The sequence below is a fragment of the Kribbella sp. NPDC005582 genome (assembly GCF_040605415.1).
In the GTDB taxonomy this organism is placed as follows: Bacteria; Actinomycetota; Actinomycetes; order Propionibacteriales; family Kribbellaceae; genus Kribbella.
The window spans coordinates 538,069-556,483 of sequence record NZ_JBEXCU010000003.1; the positions used below are offsets into that span (position 1 = coordinate 538,069).

Annotated in this window: 14 protein-coding genes; 8 read left to right on the forward strand and 6 right to left on the reverse strand. The window is 67.6% G+C overall.

The window, feature by feature from the left end; all coding sequences use genetic code 11:
• Positions 1 to 22: 22 nt before the first annotated feature.
• Together ABZS29_RS20310 and ABZS29_RS20315 are read left to right on the forward strand one after the other, a co-directional pair.
• A complete protein-coding gene (locus ABZS29_RS20310; RefSeq protein WP_355463809.1) occupies positions 23 to 1,822 on the forward strand; it encodes a heparinase II/III family protein in 1,800 nt (599 codons plus the stop codon).
• A complete protein-coding gene (locus tag ABZS29_RS20315; RefSeq protein ID WP_355463810.1) occupies positions 1,822 to 3,753 on the forward strand; it encodes a DUF2264 domain-containing protein in 1,932 nt (643 codons plus the stop codon). The genes ABZS29_RS20310 and ABZS29_RS20315 overlap by 1 nt, the downstream gene beginning before the upstream one ends.
• A gap of 4 nt (positions 3,754 to 3,757) precedes the next feature.
• On the opposite strand, the gene ABZS29_RS20320 is transcribed toward ABZS29_RS20315, so the two are convergent.
• The gene (locus ABZS29_RS20320; RefSeq protein ID WP_355463811.1) at positions 3,758 to 4,846 is read right to left on the reverse strand and encodes a substrate-binding domain-containing protein; all 1,089 of its coding nucleotides are present in this window, start codon (positions 4,844 to 4,846) and stop codon (positions 3,758 to 3,760) included.
• Positions 4,847 to 4,937: 91 nt separating this feature from the next.
• Here ABZS29_RS20320 and ABZS29_RS20325 point away from each other — a divergent pair, with 91 nt between their 5' ends.
• The 6 genes from ABZS29_RS20325 to ABZS29_RS20350 are packed head-to-tail and all read left to right on the forward strand — an operon-like array spanning position 4,938 to position 11,593.
• Positions 4,938 to 5,966 (forward strand): hydroxyacid dehydrogenase, encoded by a 1,029-nt coding sequence (locus ABZS29_RS20325; RefSeq protein WP_355463812.1) that lies wholly within the window; start codon positions 4,938 to 4,940, stop codon positions 5,964 to 5,966.
• A gap of 56 nt (positions 5,967 to 6,022) precedes the next feature.
• Positions 6,023 to 7,291: a sugar ABC transporter substrate-binding protein gene (locus ABZS29_RS20330; protein WP_355463813.1), complete on the forward strand. Its 1,269-nt coding sequence runs from the start codon at positions 6,023 to 6,025 to the stop codon at positions 7,289 to 7,291.
• Positions 7,292 to 7,294: 3 nt separating this feature from the next.
• Entirely contained in the window at positions 7,295 to 8,221 is a 927-nt protein-coding gene (locus tag ABZS29_RS20335) for a sugar ABC transporter permease (protein WP_355463814.1), read from the forward strand.
• Positions 8,218 to 9,024 carry a carbohydrate ABC transporter permease gene (locus ABZS29_RS20340; protein ID WP_355463815.1) on the forward strand — a complete coding sequence of 269 codons (807 nt, stop codon included), beginning with the start codon at positions 8,218 to 8,220 and terminating at the stop codon, positions 9,022 to 9,024. The genes ABZS29_RS20335 and ABZS29_RS20340 overlap by 4 nt, the downstream gene beginning before the upstream one ends.
• On the forward strand, positions 9,024 to 9,662 hold the full coding sequence (locus ABZS29_RS20345) for a hypothetical protein (RefSeq protein WP_355463816.1): 639 nt from the start codon (positions 9,024 to 9,026) through the stop codon (positions 9,660 to 9,662). Before ABZS29_RS20340 ends, ABZS29_RS20345 begins: the two co-directional genes overlap by 1 nt.
• Positions 9,659 to 11,593, forward strand: a complete 1,935-nt coding sequence (locus tag ABZS29_RS20350; RefSeq protein WP_355463817.1) for a glycoside hydrolase family 43 protein — start codon at positions 9,659 to 9,661, stop codon at positions 11,591 to 11,593. The genes ABZS29_RS20345 and ABZS29_RS20350 overlap by 4 nt, the downstream gene beginning before the upstream one ends.
• Here the strand turns inward: ABZS29_RS20350 and ABZS29_RS20355 are convergent.
• The 5 genes from ABZS29_RS20355 to ABZS29_RS20375 are packed head-to-tail and all read right to left on the reverse strand — an operon-like array spanning position 11,559 to position 18,317.
• Complete coding sequence (locus ABZS29_RS20355) at positions 11,559 to 12,797, reverse strand: ROK family transcriptional regulator (RefSeq protein WP_355463818.1); 1,239 nt, start codon at positions 12,795 to 12,797, stop codon at positions 11,559 to 11,561. The two genes, ABZS29_RS20350 and ABZS29_RS20355, sit on opposite strands and share 35 nt — an antisense overlap.
• Before the next feature lie 11 nt (positions 12,798 to 12,808).
• Positions 12,809 to 15,277 carry a beta-galactosidase gene (locus ABZS29_RS20360; RefSeq protein WP_355463819.1) on the reverse strand — a complete coding sequence of 823 codons (2,469 nt, stop codon included), beginning with the start codon at positions 15,275 to 15,277 and terminating at the stop codon, positions 12,809 to 12,811.
• Positions 15,274 to 16,125: a carbohydrate ABC transporter permease gene (locus tag ABZS29_RS20365; protein ID WP_355463820.1), complete on the reverse strand. Its 852-nt coding sequence runs from the start codon at positions 16,123 to 16,125 to the stop codon at positions 15,274 to 15,276. Before ABZS29_RS20365 ends, ABZS29_RS20360 begins: the two co-directional genes overlap by 4 nt.
• Positions 16,126 to 17,013, reverse strand: coding sequence for a sugar ABC transporter permease (locus tag ABZS29_RS20370; protein ID WP_355463821.1), 888 nt, complete (start codon positions 17,011 to 17,013; stop codon positions 16,126 to 16,128). It lies immediately after the preceding gene.
• Positions 17,013 to 18,317: a sugar ABC transporter substrate-binding protein gene (locus tag ABZS29_RS20375; RefSeq protein WP_355463822.1), complete on the reverse strand. Its 1,305-nt coding sequence runs from the start codon at positions 18,315 to 18,317 to the stop codon at positions 17,013 to 17,015. Before ABZS29_RS20375 ends, ABZS29_RS20370 begins: the two co-directional genes overlap by 1 nt.
• Between the last annotated feature and the right edge of the window lie 98 nt (positions 18,318 to 18,415).

An 18,415-nucleotide genomic window follows, 5' to 3' on the forward strand; every position in this document is an offset into this window, starting at 1 on the left:
ACGTAACGGCAAAGGTGGGCGGATGTCGATTGCCCGGCGCTGGCACGCCCTGAGTCCGACGATCCGCAGTACGGCGCTCGACTCGGCGCGAGCTCGCACCGGCGTACCGGATCTTGGCCAGCGTGAGGTGTGGGAGTCGCGGTCCGCGGCGGCAGTTCTGGAACGTGCTGCCGCGGACCGCGCTCAGCCTTGGCCGCGGCTGCTGTTGTCGGACTACGCGCGGTACTGGCGGGACGGCGTACGGACGGCGTACGAGAATCCTGCGGGGGAGTTGCGGCAGCGCACCAGTACGGCGGTGCTCGCGGCCGCGCTGACCGGCTCAGAGGAGTACGTCGACGAAGCCGCCGACGGTCTGTTGCTGCTCTGCGAGCAGACGACCTGGTGCTGGGCTGCTCATGAATCGTTCGCGAGTGCGCGCGGTGAGGTCGTTCCGGATCTGCGGGAGCCTTATCTCGATCTGGGTGCTGCTGAGACGGTAGAGATCCTGGCGTGGGCGGACCTCGTGCTCGGGCCGGCGTTGGACAAGCGCGTGCCGGGCCTGCGCCGTCGGCTCCGGGCGGAGGCTTCGCAGCGCGTGCTGGAGCCGTTTCTGACTGACCGTCGCTGGCATTGGCTCGGTCTGGACGGACACCTGCACAACTGGAACCCGTGGATTCACGGGCACGTGCTGGTCGCGGCGCTGTTCCTGGAGACCGACCCGGTACGCCGATCCCGCGCGGTGGACCTGGTTGTCGATGGACTCGACCGCTACACCCGGGCGCTGCCGGCCGACGGCGGCTGTGATGAGGGCTACGCGTACTGGTGGAACGGTCCGGCACGGCTGGCGAGTGCGCTGGAGTTGCTCGATCGGATCACGCTGGGTGCGTTCGCTCCATGGCGCTGTGCGCCGTTGGAGGAGGTTGCCCGGTATCCGCAGCGGATGGCTCTGGGCGATGGCTGGTTCGTGAACGTGGGTGACGGGCCGGCGCGGCCGACGCCCAATCAGCCCTGGGATGTCTTGCACCGTTGGGGTCGTCGATTGGGTGACGCCGAGGTGATCGCTCAGGCGGCTGCCCATCGTGATCAGTCGGATGCCGTGATCGGGTTGGGGCGCAGGTTGTTCGCGCTGGTCGACGACGAGTGGCAGCAGGCTGCCGTCGTACCGGAGCCGTTGCCGCGGTCGAGTTGGCTGCCTGACGTGCAGCTGCTGGTCGCTCGGGAGGATTCCGGTTGGACGCTCGCCGTCAAGGGCGGGCACAACGACGAGAACCACAACCACAACGACATCGGATCCTTCATCGCCGCGCTGGATGGGACGCCGGTCCTCGTGGACCTTGGCCAGCCGACGTACACCGCGATCTCGTTCTCCGAACGCAGGTACGAGCAGTGGGTCGTCCGCAGCGAGTGGCACAACCTGCCGGTGGTGGACGGACAGGAGCAGGCCGCCGGTCGGGAGTGTCGAGCCACCTCTTTCACCATCCGCGGGGACGGTGCAGACGTCGATCTGTCGGACGCTTATCCCTCGGGAAATCTTCGCCGGTCGGTGAGCTTGGACGAAGGCGTCCGCGTGGTCGATACGTGGGCGGCGGGGTCGTCGGTGGTCGAGCACTTCGTGATCGCCGGTCGACCTGTCGAGCATGAGCCGGGTCGGTTGGTGGTCTCGTCACTGGGCGGCCGGCTGGCGGAATTGCGCTGGGACGACTCCCTCGGGGCCGGGAAGCTGGAGACGCGGGCTGTCGACGATGAGCTGCTCGAACAGGTTTGGGGTCCTGTCGTCCATCGCCTGATCATTGCTCCCTGCAACAATCGCTTCGAACTGACGCTGACCCGAGGAACATCTTGATGACCGACGCTCCCTTCACCGGCCTGACTCGCGACTCCTGGGCCGCGGTCGCCGACCAGTTGCTGCTCTCGGTGCGAGGCTGGGCCTCGCCCGACCACGCCCGGATCGACCTGCCCGGGCAGCAGAGCGCGTACGGACCCGACAGCGACTCCTTGGAAGCCTTCGCGCGGTCGTTCCTGCTCGCGGCGATCCGGTTGAAGGGGGAGGACGGCAAGGACCCGCACGATCTCGCCGAGTGGTACGCGGCGGGTCTGCGGGCCGGGACCGATCCCGCGTCGCCGCACGCCTGGCCGCGGCCGGACCAGCTGGGGCAGGCCAAGGTCGAGGCGTGTTCGATCGCGCTCGGACTGCATCTGAGCCGGCCGTGGTTGTGGGACCGGCTCGACGACCGGGACCGCTCGAACATCGTTGCCTGGCTGGCGACCGTCGTCGGCGAGCAGTACCCGCCGATCAACTGGGTCTGGTTCCAGATCGTCGTCGAGACGTTCCTCAAGTCGGTCGGCGGGCCGTGGTCTCCTGCGGATATCGAGAGCGGTCTCGCGGTCCACGAGTCGCTGTATCGCGCGGACGGCTGGTACGCCGACGGGCCGGAGCGCGCGTTCGACCACTACAACGGCTGGGCGCTGCACGTCTATCCGTTGCTCTGGGCATCAATGGATCCTTCGCTGAGTGGCGCTGCTGTGCAGGCGGCCTGGCGGGATCGGCTGTCGGCGTTCCTCGACTCGACGGTGCATCTGATCGGCGGGAACGGTTCGCCGCTGGTCCAAGGGCGGAGCCTGACCTACCGGTTCGCGGCCGCGGCGCCGCTGTGGATGGGCGCGATCACCGGTGCCACCTCGCAATCCCCGGGCGTCCTGCGCCGGGCGAGTTCGGGGATCCTCAAGCACTTCCTCGACCGCGGTGTGCCCGATCAGCGCGGTCTGCTCACGCTCGGCTGGTACGACGAATGGCCGGGGATCGCACAGTCGTACTCCGGTCCAGGATCGCCGTACTGGGCGGTGAAGGGCATGCTCGGCCTGATGCTTCCGGCGGATCATCCCGTGTGGGTCGCGGCCGAGGAACCCTTGCCTGTCGAGGAATCCGACTTCACGGTTGAGCTTTCGGTGCCGGGTTGGCAGGTCAGCGGGACGCGGTCGGACGGGATCGTGCGGGTCGTCAACCACGGGACGGACCATTCGGTTCCGGGTGACTCGCGAGCCGATTCGCCGCTCTACGCGCGGCTGGGCTACTCGACACATACGATGCCGCCGCTGAGTTCGCCGTATTGGGCGCAGCCGCTCGAGAACAGCGTCAGCCTCGTCCATCCTTCGCTGGGCCTCTCGCATCGCAACGGCTTCACCACGGTTGGCTCCGGCAGCTCGATCGCTAGTGTGCACTGGGTCCGTACCAGCGATGACCACGGACCCGAACACGGCTCAGGCCGCGGGGGAGCAGTCGTCGCGGGACCGCCGATCGCGATGGCGTCCGCCGTCCGCGGCAGCCACGAAGTCCGCCTCGCCCGCATCGACGGCCCGGTCGAACCCGGCTGGCTCCTAGAAATGTCCGGCTGGCCCCTCACCGCCACCACTCCGCCCACCGCGGTCGTGAACGAACGCGCCGCAGTCCAAATCCCCGGCCCCACCTCACCCAACCAACCCCACCCCGGCCCCACCTCACCCAGCGATCCTCACCCCGGTCTCACGTCGTCCATCCAGCCCCACCTGGGTTTCACCGCGGTCGACATCCGCCGTACCGACAATTCCGAGGCCCTCGGCAACCACACCGCCATCCCCATCACCCAAGCCCCCGCCGTACCGGCCCAGCTCTACGCCGCCGTCATCTCCCTCGCCACCACCCCCGAACCCCCACCCCACCTGACCCTCGACAACACCACCCTGCACATCACCTGGCCCGACACCACGCACTCCACCCTCACCCTCCCCGCACCCTGATCGGTCAGCGGGGGAGGGTTGAGTCTCGGATGATGAGTTCGGGGACGATGAGGACTCGTTGGGAGGGGCGGCGGCGGCCTTCGGTGAGGCGGGCGACCATTTGCTCGACGGCGGTGCGGCCGACGATCGGTTTCGGGGGACGTACGGCGGTGAGCGCCGGCTCGACGAGGTGGGCGATCTCGTCGTCGTAGCTGACCAGGGCGAGGTCGTCGGGGATGGCGAGGCCTTGTTCGGCGCAGTACTGGGCGACGGCCATCGCGTCGGGGTCGGAGTGGACGACGAGGGCGGTGGTGCCGGCGGTGCGGCAGCGGTCGAAGACGTGGGCGAGGATGTCGCGGTGCCGGGGCTGGTCCATGTTGACCGACTCGCGGATGACGAGGTCGGCGGCGATGCCGAGGTCGTGGCAGACGCTGGCCCAGCCGGCGGCGAGGTGGGCTGACGTGGGGCTGCCCTTCGACAGCAGGAGCGCGAGGTTGCGGTGGCCTTGCGCATACAGATGCCGTACGGCGAGTTCAACGCCGAGCGCGTGATCGCTGCGGACCCACTCGACCTGGTGCTGGGTCGGCGTCCAGCGCGGCGGTTGCCGCTCGACCAGGATCACCGGGACCGGCAGTTTCGCGATCCAGTCGATCATCTCGCCGACGTCGGCGCCTTCGAGGTTCGGCGCGAGCAGCAACCCTTGAACCTGCTGCGCCTCGATCAGCCGAAGGATCTGTCGCCGATCCTCTGCCCAGTCGTAGCTCGATCCGCGCAACTGGATCGCGACGCCCAGCGCGGCAGCGGCCGAGCGCGCACCGCCGACGATCGGCGGCCAGTAGTAGTCCAGTGACGGCACCACCATGCCGATGGTGAACCGAGGCGAAGCAGCAGTACGGCGACGTGGCGCGGGCGCGAGCTCGGTCGGCAGCGTCGCGCCGCCGTGGACCTTCGTCAGCAGGTTCTGCGCGGCGAGCGCGGAGATGTCGCGACGAATCGTCAGCTCGCTGACGGCGAGCAGTTCCGCCAGCTCCTTGACCCGAACCGAGCCATGCCGACGCAGCTCGTCGAGCACCCGTTCGTGGCGTTGAACGCCGAACAGCCGGTCGTCGGACACCCGCCTCACCTCGATGTTCGAGTCTGAATGTTTCCGATCAACTCTGCACGTGCCGTAGCGGAGCTGAACACTCTAGTCATCTCATGTTCACATGACAGCAACGGTAACCGCTTACCGCCGTGAGGCGCTGGTCGTCATGGATCGCGAGGTGTTCGCGGCGCATTTCGACCAGGCCCGGCTCGACCGGCTGGCGGACCTGGTCGCGCTGCCCGACCCGATCTGGACCGACGAGCTCGACTCGGCCGACGCGCGGACCCGGTTGGCGACGGCCGAACTTCTGATCACCTCGTGGGGAGCACCCCGGCTGACGGCGGAGCGGTTGGCGGCCGCGCCGAAGCTGCAGGCGGTCTTCCACGCCGCCGGAAGCATCCGGTCGGTCGCGGACAACAGCCTGTGGAGCCGCGATCTCGTGGTCACCAGCGCGGCGGACGCGAACGCCGTACCGGTTGCCGAGTACACGCTGGCCGCCATCATCTTCGCCGGCAAGAAGGCGCCGTTCCTCGCCGCGGATGCCAGTACGGCGTACCAGGGCTGGTCGCGGCCGCAAGGCTTCGGTGACCTGTCGAACTACCAGCGCACGATCGGGGTCGTCGGCTTCTCGCGGATCGGCCGCCGGGTCGTGGACCTGCTCCAGACACTCGAGGGCGCCACCGTCCTGGTCGCCGATCCGCACGCCGACCCAGCCGCCGTGACCGCGGCCGGTGCCGAACTGGTGGAGCTGGACGAACTGCTGTCCCGGGTCGACGTCCTGTCGCTGCACGCTCCTGAGCTGCCCAGCACTCGCCAGATGATCGGCGCCGCCGAACTCGCGCAGTTGCCGGATCACGCGACGGTGATCAACACGGCGCGGGGGAGTCTGGTCGACTCCGCCGCGCTCGCGGCCGAGTGCCGCACCGGCCGGCTGTTCGCGATCCTCGACGTCACCGACCCCGAGCCACTGCCCGCCGGCTCCCCGCTGCGGGAGGTCCCGAACGTGATGGTCACCCCGCACATCGCCGGTTCGCTCGGTACGGAGATCCATCGCCTCACCGATCACATGCTCGCCGAACTCACCCGCTGGGTGGCCGGCGAACCCGTGCGCGGCCGGATCACGGCCGACCTCTTTCCGCTGACGGCTTGAGTCCGCTGGCCGCTTGAAACCCCAGTTTCCGTAGTACCGAAGTCAAGGAGATCGTTGTGAGGCGACACCTCGTCACCACCCTGGCCGGCGCGGCAGCGCTGGCGCTGCTCACCGCCTGCGGCGGCGGCTCACCGGAGCCGGCCGCCGACGGGCCGCAGACCATCAAGGTCGCGCTCTGGAACTACGCCACGACGCCGGAGTTCAAGGCGATCATCGACGGGTTCCAGGCGGCCAATCCCGAGATCAAGGTCGAGCCGGTCGACATCCTCGCCGACGACTACGCCGAGAAGGTCACCACGATGCTCGCCGGTGGTGACACCACCGACGTCCTGACGATGAAGAACGTCATCGACTACTCGCGGTTCGGCACCCGCGGTCAGCTGCTGCCGCTCACCGACGAGGCCAAGAAGCTCGACCCGGCCAAGTACTCCGGACTGTCGGCGTACGACCTCGACGGCAAGTACTTCGCGTTGCCCTACCGGCAGGACTTCTGGGTGCTCTACTACAACAAGACCCTGCTGAAGCAGGCCGGTGTGCCCGAGTCCAAGCTGCAGAACCTGAGCTGGACCGACTACGCCACGCTGGCCAAGAGTCTGACCAAGGGCGACGGCAGCTCCAAGGTGTACGGCGCCTACCAGCACACCTGGCGCTCGATCGTCCAGGCGACCTCCGCGGCGCAGACCGGCGGCAACCTGCTGGGCGGCGACTACAACTTCATGAAGGACCAGTACGCGATGACGCTGGGCCTGCAGCAGAGCGGCGCGCTCTTGCCGTGGGCAACGGCCTCCAGCCAGAAGGTCACCTACGACACGATGTTCGCGACCGGCAAGGCCGTCCTGATGCCGATGGGGACCTGGTACGCCTCGCGACTGCTGGCCGACACGAAGTCCGGCAAGACCAAGGTCGACTGGGGGATGGCGCCGCTGCCGCAGCGGGCCGCCGACGGCAAGCTGACCACCTTCGGTTCGCCGACGGCGTTCGCGGTGAACAAGAAGTCCAAGCACTCCGAGGCAGCCAAGAAGTTCGTCGAGTGGGCATCGAGTGAAGCCGGCGCCACCGCGGTGGCCAAGGCCGGCGTGACGCCGTCGCTGCAGAGCCAGCAGATCCTCGACACCTACTTCGCGCTGGACGGCGTACCGAACGACGCCGTGGCCAAGAAGGCGTTCAAGCCCGACAACGTCGTGCTGGAGATGCCGGTGAGCGACAAGTCCTCCGACGTCGACCAGATCCTGACCGAGGAGCACGAGCTGATCATGACCGGTGAGAAGTCCCTGGACGCCGGTCTGGCCGAGATGTCCAAGCGGGTCAAGAACGAGGTCGGCTGAGTCGTGACCGCCACCCTGCCTGCCCCGGAGCAGGTCCGTCCCCAGGTCCGGCCGCGCCGGGCCTCGGGCCGGAGCCGGACCTGGATCGGCTGGACCTTCATCCTGCCGAACTTCCTCGGCTTCGCCGCGCTGACGCTGGTCCCGGTGATCGCCTCGCTCGCGTTGTCCTTCCTCGACTGGGACTCCTACAGCACCCCGCGCTGGGTCGGGCTGGACAACTTCGAGCGGATGATCCACAACGACAACTTCTGGACGGCACTGCGGAACACCGCGTACTACGCCGTCGGGCACGTGCCGCTGACCCTGGCGGCCGCGCTCGGCTTCGCCGTACTGCTGAACCAGAAGCTGAAGGGCGTGCAGTTCTTCCGGACCGCGTTGTTCTTCCCGTACATCACCTCGCTGGTCGCGGTGGCGGTGGTGTGGAACATGCTGCTCAGTCCGGAGATGGGCCCGGTCAACCAGTTCCTGCGGGCGATCGGGATCGACAACCCGCCGGGCTGGACGACCTCGACCACCTGGGCGATGCCCGCGGTGATCGTGGCGAGTGTGTGGCGGGACCTCGGCTACTACATGATCCTCTACCTGGCCGGCCTGCAGACGATCCCGGCCGAACTGTACGAAGCCGCCCGGGTCGACGGCGCGACCGGCTGGCAGCGGTTCCGGTTCATCACGTTGCCGTCGTTGCGGCCGACAACGTTCTTCGTGCTGATCATGCTGACCATCTCGAGTTTCAAGGTCTTCGACCTGATCCAGGTGATGACCGAGGGCGGTCCCGGCCGGGCCACGCTGGTGCTGTCCCAGGTGATCTACCGCGAAGGCATCGTGCAGGGCCGGTTCGGCTACTCGTCGGCGGTGTCGATGGTGCTGTTCGTCATCGTGCTGACGATCACGGTCGTCCAGTTCCGCTTGCAGAAGAGGAGCGAGTCATGAGGCGGGCGCTCGCCTACGTGCTGCTGGGTGTGCTCTCGGTGGCGGTCCTGGTGCCGTTCGCCTGGATGGTGTCGTCGTCGCTGAAGCTCGACGCGGAGGTCTTCACCGTCCCGGTGCGCTGGATCCCGGTCGAGTTCCACTGGAGCAACTTCGCGACGATCTGGGACCGGATCCCGCTGTTCACCTACCTGCGCAACTCGGTCTTCCTCAGCGTGACGATCACCGCGTTGCAGGTGCTGACCGGGAGCTTCGCGGCGTACGGGTTCGCCAAGGTGCGGTTCCCAGGCCGCGACGTCCTGTTCCTGGCCTACATCGCGACGATCGCCGTGCCGTGGCAGGCGTACATGGTTCCGCAGTACGTGATCATGGAGAAGGCCGGTCTGGTGAACACGCACCTGTCGCTGATCCTGCTGCAGGCGTTCAGCGCGTTCGGTGTCTTCCTGATGCGCCAGTACTACCTGACGATTCCCGACGAGCTGAGCGAGGCGGCCCGGCTCGACGGCCTCAGCGAGTACGGCATCTGGGCCCGCATCATCCTGCCGCTGTCGAAGCCCGCGCTGGCTAGTCTGGCGCTGCTCACCTTCGTCAACACCTGGAACGACTACATGGGCCCGTTCATCTACCTGACCGACAACAAGCTCTGGACGATCCAGCTCGGCCTGCGCTCGTTCGTCGGCCTGTACGACGCCGAGTACGCAATGATCATGACTGGCTCGGTGCTGTCGGTGCTGCCGATCCTGGTGATCTTCCTGCTCGGCCAGAAGTACTTCGTCCGGGGTATCGCGACGAGCGGGCTGAAGTGATGGCCTCGCCGTTGGCCCGGGTGAATGTCCGGGCGGATCTCTGGGACACGCTCTGGTCGTTCGCCCACCGCGTCCTCGCGGTCAACCTGCTGCTGGCGCTGGCCGGCGCTCCACTCATGCTGGCGCTCAGTCTGGTGGCCGAGCCGTGGCACTACCCGGTCTTCTTCGGCCTGCTGGCTTTACCACTCGCACCAGCCATGGCCGCCGCCTTCGCGTACTACGCCGACGATGACCCCCGTCCGCCGCTGAGGCTGCTGTTCCGCCTGGCCAAGGCGCGTGGCGGCCGCTCGCTGCTGATCGGAGTCGTCGCGGCTGCCCTGATCGGCATCCTGGCGGCGGACCTCCAGGTGGTGGCCGCGTCGTTCCCGGCCGCGGTGCCGCCGCTGGTGGTCCTGCTGCTGCTCGTCGCCGCCAGCGCGCTCAATGCCCTTGCCGGAGCGACCGTGCGACTCGCGATCTACAGCGGGGTGCGGGGGTGGGGGCTGAGCTTGCTGTCCTTGGCGGTGCTGGTGGCTGTAGTGGTGATTGTCAGTCAGGCGCCGTTGGTGGGGCTCGCCACGCTACCCGGCTGTGCGCTGTGGGTCGTGCACACGAATACTCAGGCCCAGCTCACTCGAATCACGAGGAGAATCGGATGAAGCTTTTCCGCCCCCTACTCGCGCTTGCGGTGCTGAGCACCGTGCTCAGCCCAACGGCGATGGCCGCTCCGGCCTACGACTCGTTCCGGCCCGGCGCCGAATGGCGTGACACCAACGGCCAGGTGATCCAGGCGCACGGCGGTCAGGTCGTGCCCGCGACCGACCACCGCGGCCGCCGCATCTGGTACTGGTACGGCGAGGACCGCAGCAAGGGCTATTACGACAGCCCCGGCGTGCACGTCTACTCGTCGTACGACCTGTACAACTGGACGGACCAGGGACTCGCGCTGCGGGCGATGAGCTCGCCGGACCAGTTCGAGAACGACAAGTACTTCAGCAAGCTGTACAAGAAGTACAGCCCCGCGCAGAAGGACGTCGTCTGGCGCGATCTGTCGACCAACAGCGTGCGGACGGACGGCTGGGCCAAGCCGTCGATCCTCGAGCGGCCGAAGGTCATCTACAACAAGGCCACCCGCAAGTGGATCATGTGGGTGCACTCCGACGGACCGTCCTCACCCACCAGTACGTCGACCTACGCGCGAGCCGAGGCCGGCGTCGCGATCGCGGACTCGCCGACCGGTCCGTTCCGCTGGATCGACTCGTACCGGCTGAACCGGGTGCCGACCGACTCGGTGCCCTGGTGCGGCACCGGGTCCGCGTTCGACCCGGCCGGCGGGATGGCACGGGACATGAATCTGTTCGTGGACGACGACGGCAAGGCGTACATCATCTACTCGTCCGAGGAGAACCGGACGATGTACATCTCGAAGCTCGACCGCGACTACACCTACCTGTCCGCGAAGCCGGAGAACGCCGTACAGGGGAAGGATTTCGTCCGCACGCTCGCCTGCAACCAGCGTGAGGCGCCGGCGATGTTCAAGTCGGAGGGTCGCTACTACCTGCTCACCTCAGGTGCGACCGGCTGGGACGCGAATCCGGCGCGGTACGCGACCTCCAGCACGGTGCTCGGTCAGTACGCCGACCAGGGCAACCCGATCACCGGCGCCGGCGCAGCCAACACCTACAGCTCGCAGAGCACCAACGTGATCACGGTGGATGCCAAGCGCAACAAGTTCCTCTTCATGGGCGACCGCTGGACGCCGAGCGATCTCGCCAACGCGCCGTACGTCTGGATGCCGATGTCGTTCGGCGAGGGTGGCAGCCTGTCGGTCGGTCCGGATCAGGAGTGGACGCTCGACGACCTGGCGCCGTACCGGCGATGGACGGTCGAGACGCCGCTGCCGGATCACGTCCTGCTCGGTGACACGAGCTCGCTGCCGGCCACGGTGCAGGTGCGCACCGGATCGCGGACGCAGACGTTGGCCGTCACGTGGGACGCGTCATCGGTCGCGAAGCCCGGTACCGCGAGTCTGCGCGGCACGCTGGCGGACGGCCGAACCTTCACCCGCACCATCGTGGTCGCCCCGCGCAACCTCCGGTACGCCGTCAACGCCGGCGGCATCGCCACCGCGGACTGGCAGGTGCTGACCAAGACCGCGTCACTGCTGAACTCGACCCCTGATCAGCCGCTGGGAGCCGACCCGGCGACCGGCAAAACCTGGGGCTTCACCGGTGCCAGCGCACCCGCCGGCCCCGCGAACGGCGACCTCTACAGCACCTTGCGCTACGCGAAGAACCACGAGTCGCTCGTCTACACCTTCAGCGGTCTCGAGCCCGGCACCTACACCGTCCACGCCGGCTACTTCGACCCGTGGCCGTGGGCCAACCGCGCCGCCCAGGTGTCGATCAACGGCACGATCGTCGACCAGCAGCGACTCTTCACCGGCACCAACGAAGCCGCGGCGTACGGCGGCATCGTGGTCGGCGCCGACGGCACCATCACCGTCACGGTGGCGCCGACCCGCTCACCCGACATCCAGATCAGCTGGCTGATGGTCAGCGCAGCCGACGCCGCAGCGTCGGCGCGCTAGCGGGACTCGGTACGCCGAGCCGGCCGAGGTACTGCTCCAAGGTGAACGCAGCCATGCCGAGCGCGACCGGGTTGCCCGGGACGGCGGAGGACTCCACGACGAGTCCGGCCATCGACCCGGGCAACACGTGGCTCGGTAGTTCGTCGCGCACCACCGGGATCAGCCACTGCCCGATCGCCGACGATGTCCAGCCGGTCAGGGTGAGGTGCGGAATGTTGAGCAGATTGACCAGATCGGCGAGCGCTGCCGCCAGGTAGTGCCCGGTACGGCGGGCCAGCTCGACCAGTACGGCGTCGTCGGCGGCCAGGCCTTGGGCGACGGCGTCGATGAAGCCGGGTTGTTGCAGTTGCTGGAGGGCCGGGTGCTCGGGGTCGATCTCGGCCAGCGTCATCTCCAGGCCGTGCACACCGAGATAGGCCTCGACGCAGCCGCGGCGTCCGCACCGGCAGGGCCGGCCGTCGAGCTGTAGCAGCGTGTGGCCCCACTCGCCGGCGTTGTTGGTCGCGCCACGAATCAGCGTGCCTTCGATGGCGAGGCCGGCGCCGACGCCGGTCCCGAGGTTGACCACGGCCATCGTGTCGGTGACCCGGCCGACGCCGAACCACATCTCGGCCAGCGTGATCGCTTTGAGCGGATTGTCGACGTACACGGAGATGCCGAGGCGGTTCTCCAGCAGTTCCTCGATCCGGACGTCGTGCCACTGCCAGTTCGGCGCGAACACCGACACCCCGGCGTCCGGGCGGACCTGGCCGGGCATGCTGACGCCGACACCGATCAGCCCGGTGAGGCCGGCGTCGACGGTCGCCAGCGCGTTCTCGGTCGCGGTCACGATGCCGTCCACGACGTACGCCGGATCGTTCTTGTGCTCGTCGAGTGTGACCGCGCTGTGCCCGAGCGGACCGAGCCCCAGGTCGAACACCGTCGCGTCGACATAGGTCTCGGCGACGTCGACCCCGACGATCCGCCCTCGATCGGGGTCGATGCTGAGTCGCTCGTACGGGCGTCCGACCGTACGGCGTTCCACCGTCGCGATCCGCAGTACGCCGGCCGCCAGGAACTCGTTGACGAGCGTCGCCACCGTGGCCGGGCTCAGCCCGGTGTGCCGAGTGAGCTCCTGCCGTGTCGACGGTCCAAGCGTGAACAAGGCATGGAGCACCTCGAACCGGTTCTCGTTGCGCAGGTCATGAGAGGTCTGCCGTGGCATCAGTTCTCCCCTCAGTCCGTCGGTGGCTCCAGCCGTAGCCTACGCAGTTCTGGATCGGCCGCACCGGCAACACCGCGCAGCAGCAAGGTCAGACCCGACCAGCCCGGTGGTATCCACAGCGCGTTGGGGTCGCCGCCGGAGAACGCCGGCCGATCGCCGAGCCAGACCCGGCCGATGCACTCGCCGTCGGACCAGCCCGTGACCCGCAGTTGAGTGCCGTCGAAGCGCAGTACGTGGCCGGTCTCCGAGGCGGGGAGATCGACGTCGAGCCAGGTCTCGTCGCCGGGCTTGACCTTGAGCGGGAGCTCGACCGTCCGGCCGGGGCCTGCGGAGACCGCGAAGGCGGTCAGGAGTTCATCGTCCTGAACGGAGCATGCCCACTCGGTGACCGGCTCCAGCGTCAGCAGTTCCGCGCCGAGACCCGAGCGGCTCGCGTCGTGGGGGAGCGTCACGGCGACCTGACTCGCACCGGCCGGGAGCAGCAGCCACGGGTTCTCCGCCGCGACGGTGACCGGGTCCGCCTTGTCGACGCGGACGAAGACCGGTTCCTGCAGACCGCGGAGCAGCAGCGCCGAGGTGGTGGGGGAGTCGACCACCCGGGTGTAGGTGACGCGTTCGCCACCGCGCGTGCTGCTCCAGCCATCGAGCCCGCGAACGGGTGCTGGTCGCCCGGCCCAATGCCCGGCAACTGTCCACAACGCCGAGATGTCGCGGACGGCGCGAACCTTCCAGACACTGCCGAGACCGCGCAGGGCGCCGAGTCGCAGTGCGGGCAACCTCGTGTCGTCGAAGTTGGCATGGCCCCAGATCTCGACGGTGGCCCGGATCGGCACCGGCCCGGTCAGCTCTCGGACGTCGATGCGTCGCTGCGCGCCGTACGTCACCATCGACGGCAGGACCTCGCCATCGATCACCAGGTCGACGATGTCCGCCGCTCCGGCGATCAGCAGTTCCTCGACGCCGGTGAGATCTGTCGTCGTGTTGTACGTGCCGCGGCCGCGAAAGACGCCGAGCGATTCGAGCGTCGGCGGCAGTTCGTACGCACCGGCCAGGACGGTCGGCGCCTGCCCCGACCGACGGCGTACCGAGGTGATCTCATGTCCTTCGCCAACCTCGTGCACCGGCTCGGAGGGTCCCACGACAACCAGTTCCAGGTCGGCGACCGCCGTTCGCCCGCCGACCGGCACGACAACCGTCTCGTCGTCGATCACCACGGTCACCGGTACAGCCGACGAGAACTCCAGCATGCCGTCGGTCGCACTGACCAGATCTGCCGAGGCGAGGGTCAGCGTGTGGCCGGCCAACGGTCGCCCGACCGGCATCAGCGGACACGAACCCGCCGCGACCTGCACTCGCACTCCGGCAACAGTCGCATACCCGTCAACCGTCCCGAGATTCGGTACGGCGATCACCTGACCACCATCGGAGAGCGCCAACGCACCGATCGCCGAGCTGGTCGGGAAGTCCGTCACCACCTCAACGGCCGGTGCCGCCACGACCGGCCGCGGACCCAGTACGTCGATCACCCGCGCGAGCACCTGCGCTTCGGCGTACTCGGGTCGCTCCTGGCCGGTCGGCGAGACATACCCACCGAAGTCGTACCAGTGACTCATGAAGTTGCCCGGGTCACCCCAGTTCCCGGTCGACGGGGTGAAGCCGAAGTTCCAGCCCGACGACTGCAGGTACGGCGCGATCAGCGTCGCACCGGAGACGAGCAGCCGGCGCAGTGTCCGATGCCGCCGGTTCGTCTCGGTCACCAGCAGCGGGAGGTCCCGGGCAGCGAGCACATCGTGATACCGCCGGACTTCCTCCTCAATAAAGGGGGAGTCGTCGTCGGGATAGAAGTTGCACGCCGGTACGACGCCCGCCACGTCCCCCGTCGCGCCGAACAGGTCACCCTGTCCGGCGCAGGCGATCAACGGCACCGTGATGCCGTGCGCGAGCACGAGATCCCGCAAGGCGGTCAGATACCCCGGCCGATCGGTGCAGTCGAAGAAGTCGAGCTCGTTCTCCAGCTGGACCATGATCACCGGGCCGCCGGCCGAATGCTGCCGGGCGGCCAGGATCGGCAGCACCTGGTCGAACCAGGCCGCCACCTGCGCCAGGAAGCGCGGCTCGTTCTGCCGGACCTGGAGTTCAGGGTCGAGTCCCAGCCAGGCCGGCAGCGCGCCGCCGTCCCATTCCGAACAGATGTACGGACCAGGCCGCGCGATGACCGACAGCCCGGCCTCCTGGGCCAGATCGAGGAATGCCGCGACATCGCGACGCCCCTGGAAGTCCCAGCGACCGGGCGCGAGCTCGTGGAAGTTCCACGGCAGGTAGACGTCCACGCAGGTGTAGCCGGACGCCCGGACCTGCGCGAGCCGGGCGCGCCACTGTTCCCGCGGCAGGCGGAAGTAGAACAGCGACGCACACAGCACGACCTGCGGCCGGCCGTCGATCTCGATGCCCTGGGCATCCAATCGGATGGTGTTGTTCACTTGACCCCCGCACTCCCGCCGCTGATGTCCATCTCGTACAGGTACTTCTGGCCCAGGTAGTACACGACGATCATCGGCAGCGTGAGCAGGATCGAGCCGACCATCACCAGGTTCCACGGCGGGGCCTGCAACGCTTGCGACGTACTGGTGATGTACTGCACGCCGAGCGCGAGCGGCATCTTGGACTCGTCGTTGAGGTAGATCAACGGGCCCATGAAGTCGCCCCAGGTCGCGGTCAGCGTGAAGATGCCGATCGCGATCAGCACCGGGGCCAGCATCGGCAGCATGATCCGGCGGTAGATGCCGAAGAAGCCGAGCCCGTCGACCATCGCCGCCTCGTCGATCTCACTGGGCAGCCGGGAGACGAACTGCCGGACCAGGAAGACGTTGAAGGCGTTCGAGAAGAAGTTCGGCACGATCAGCGGCAGGAACGTGTTCACCCAGCCGAGCTCCTTGAACAGGATGAACTGCGGGATCATCGTGATCTGCGCCGGGATCATCATCGTCGCGATGACGATCAGGAACAGCGCGTTCTTGCCCGGCGCCCGGAGCCGGGCGAACGCATATCCCACCAGCCCGCTGGACAGCACCTGGCCGGCCACCGCGCCGACCGAGATGATCACCGAGTTCAGCAGGAACCGCTGCATCGGCAACTCGGTCGAGAACACCCGGGTGAAGTTCTCCCAGTGGAACTCGCGCGGGATGATCGTGAAGCCGTTCGCGTTGACGGTCTGGTCACTGGACAGCGCGATCGAGACCACGAAGACCAGCGGCACCGAGAGTACGGCGGCGACGATGATCAGCGTGGCGTAACTGAACGGCGTGGCGCGGAACGCACGCACGGACATCTACCGCACCTCCGTTTCGTAGAAGACCCAGCGGCGGGCGCTGCGGAACGCGATCAGCGTGAAGACCATGATCACGGCGAACAGCAGCCAGGACAGCGCGGACGCGTAGCCCAGGTGGTAGAAGGAGAACGCCTGGTCGAACAGCAGCGGGACCATCGTCTGGCTGGCGTTGTTCGGGCCGCCCTTGGTCAGGATGTAGACCTGGGAGAACACCTGGAACGCGCCGATCAGGCCCATGATCAGGTTGAAGAAGATGATCGGCGTCAACTGCGGGACGGTGATGCTCCAGAACTGCCGGATCGAACTGGCGCCGTCCACCTCGGCCGCCTCGTAGAGCTCGCGCGGAATACCCTTCATTGCCGCGAGCAACAAGACGGTCGCGCCACCGGCGCCCCAGACCGACAGCAGGATCAGCGCCGGTTTCACCCACGCCGCCTCCAGCAGCCAGGACGGCCCGGGGATGCCGGCCAGGCCGAGCAGGTCGTTCAGCGGTCCGGACGGTGCGAGCACCATCTTGAAGATCATCGCGGTCGCCACCAGCGGAACCAGCGTCGGCAGGTAGATCAGCGTCCGGAACAGCTTGCGCATCCGGACCCCCTTGTTCAGCAGGTTCGCCAGCCACAGGCCGAGGACCAGACCGAGCGGTACCGAGATGGCCGCGTAGTAGAACGTGTTCCACAAAGCCTTCCAGAACACCGGGTCGTCGGTGAGCAGGCGCCGGTAGTTGTCCAGGCCCACCCACTTCGGCGGGGTGAAGGAGTCCCAGTCGGTCAGCGAGAAGTAGATCGACGCGACCATCGGCCCGAGCAGGAACACCACGAAACCGATGATCCACGGGGACGCGAACAGGTAGAACCAGAGCGCCTCCCGGCGCCGCAGCCTCGACATCAGGCCGGCTTGACGACCGACTCGAGCTTCGCCTGGACCGCGGTCAGCGCGCTCCGGGCGTCGGTCTTGCCGAGCCAGAAGTCGGCCAGCCCGTCGTCGAACGCCTTCTGCATCTCGTTCCAGGCCGGGATGAACGGCGCCCGGTAGATGAACTCGCTGGACTCACCGAAGACCTTCATGTTCACCGGCTTGGTCATCCAGGCGGGCTTCAGGAACGCGTCGCTCTTCTGTACCTCCATGGCGGCCGGCACGTCCTCGCCGGTGGCGATGATCTGCTGCTGGGCCGGCGGCGAGGTGAGGAACTCGATCGCCTTGAACGCGGCGTCGGGGTTCTTGGTCGTCCGGGAGATCGACAGCCCGCTGCCGAACGCCGTGACCGCCTGCTGCTTGCCCCGCCACATCGGCGCGATGTCCCAGTCGATCGTGGCCTTCGACAGGCCGTTGATCGCCCAGAAACCGGTGGTGTTGACGGCGACCTTGCCACTGGCGAAGGCCGCGTCCCCGCCGACGTCGGCGCCGAGGTCGGCGTACTGCTTCTGAGTCGGTACGACACCGTGCTTGGTGACCAGGTCACCGGCCCACTGCAGCGCCTCGATCACCTCGTCGGTGGCGACGGCGGGCTTGCCGGCGTCGTCGATGATCTTGCCGCCGTTCTGGTAGACGAAGCTCCACCACTGCGCCCACCAGCCGGCACCGGAGTAGCCCCACTGCTTACCAGGCACAGTGAGCTCCTTGAACGCCGACAGAGCGTCGTCCCAGGTCCAGTCGGCGGTCGGCGGCTTGATGCCCTTGGCCGCGAACAGTGACTTGTTGTAGTACACGATCATCGCGCCGGAGCGGTCCGGGATCGCGTAGACCTTGTCCTGGTAGCTGTAAATCTTGCCGATCGAGCCGAATCGCTGGGTGAGGTCGAGGTTCGCCTTCGCCGCCAGGTCGTCGAGCGGCAACAGCTGGTTCTTGCTGGAGTAGACGTTGACGTTCTCGGCCACCTGCATGATGTCCGGGCCCTTGCCGCCCGCGATCATCGTCTGCACCTTCTGCGCGTAGCCGTCGCTCGGGATCAGCTGCAGCTTGACCTTCAGCTCCGGGTACTTCGCGACCAGCAGATCGATCCGCTTCTGGTACGTCGTCTTGTCGTTCTCGCCGCCCCAGACCGTCATCACCAGCTCGGCGGGCTTGTCGCCGCCGCCGCTCGCCGGCTTGTCGCTGTCGGCACCGCAAGCGGTCAGCGTGATCACACCCGCGGAGATGCCCAGCCCGAGGAAGCCCCGGCGCGAGAGACCTCCGTTCGACGTCGATGCCATCGCCGTACTCCTTCTGCTCAGGGGGTTGAGGTGGGGGTTAACCTAACCATCAGAAAAACCCTTGCCAAGACCTCAGCTGAGATCCGGCTGAATCGTGA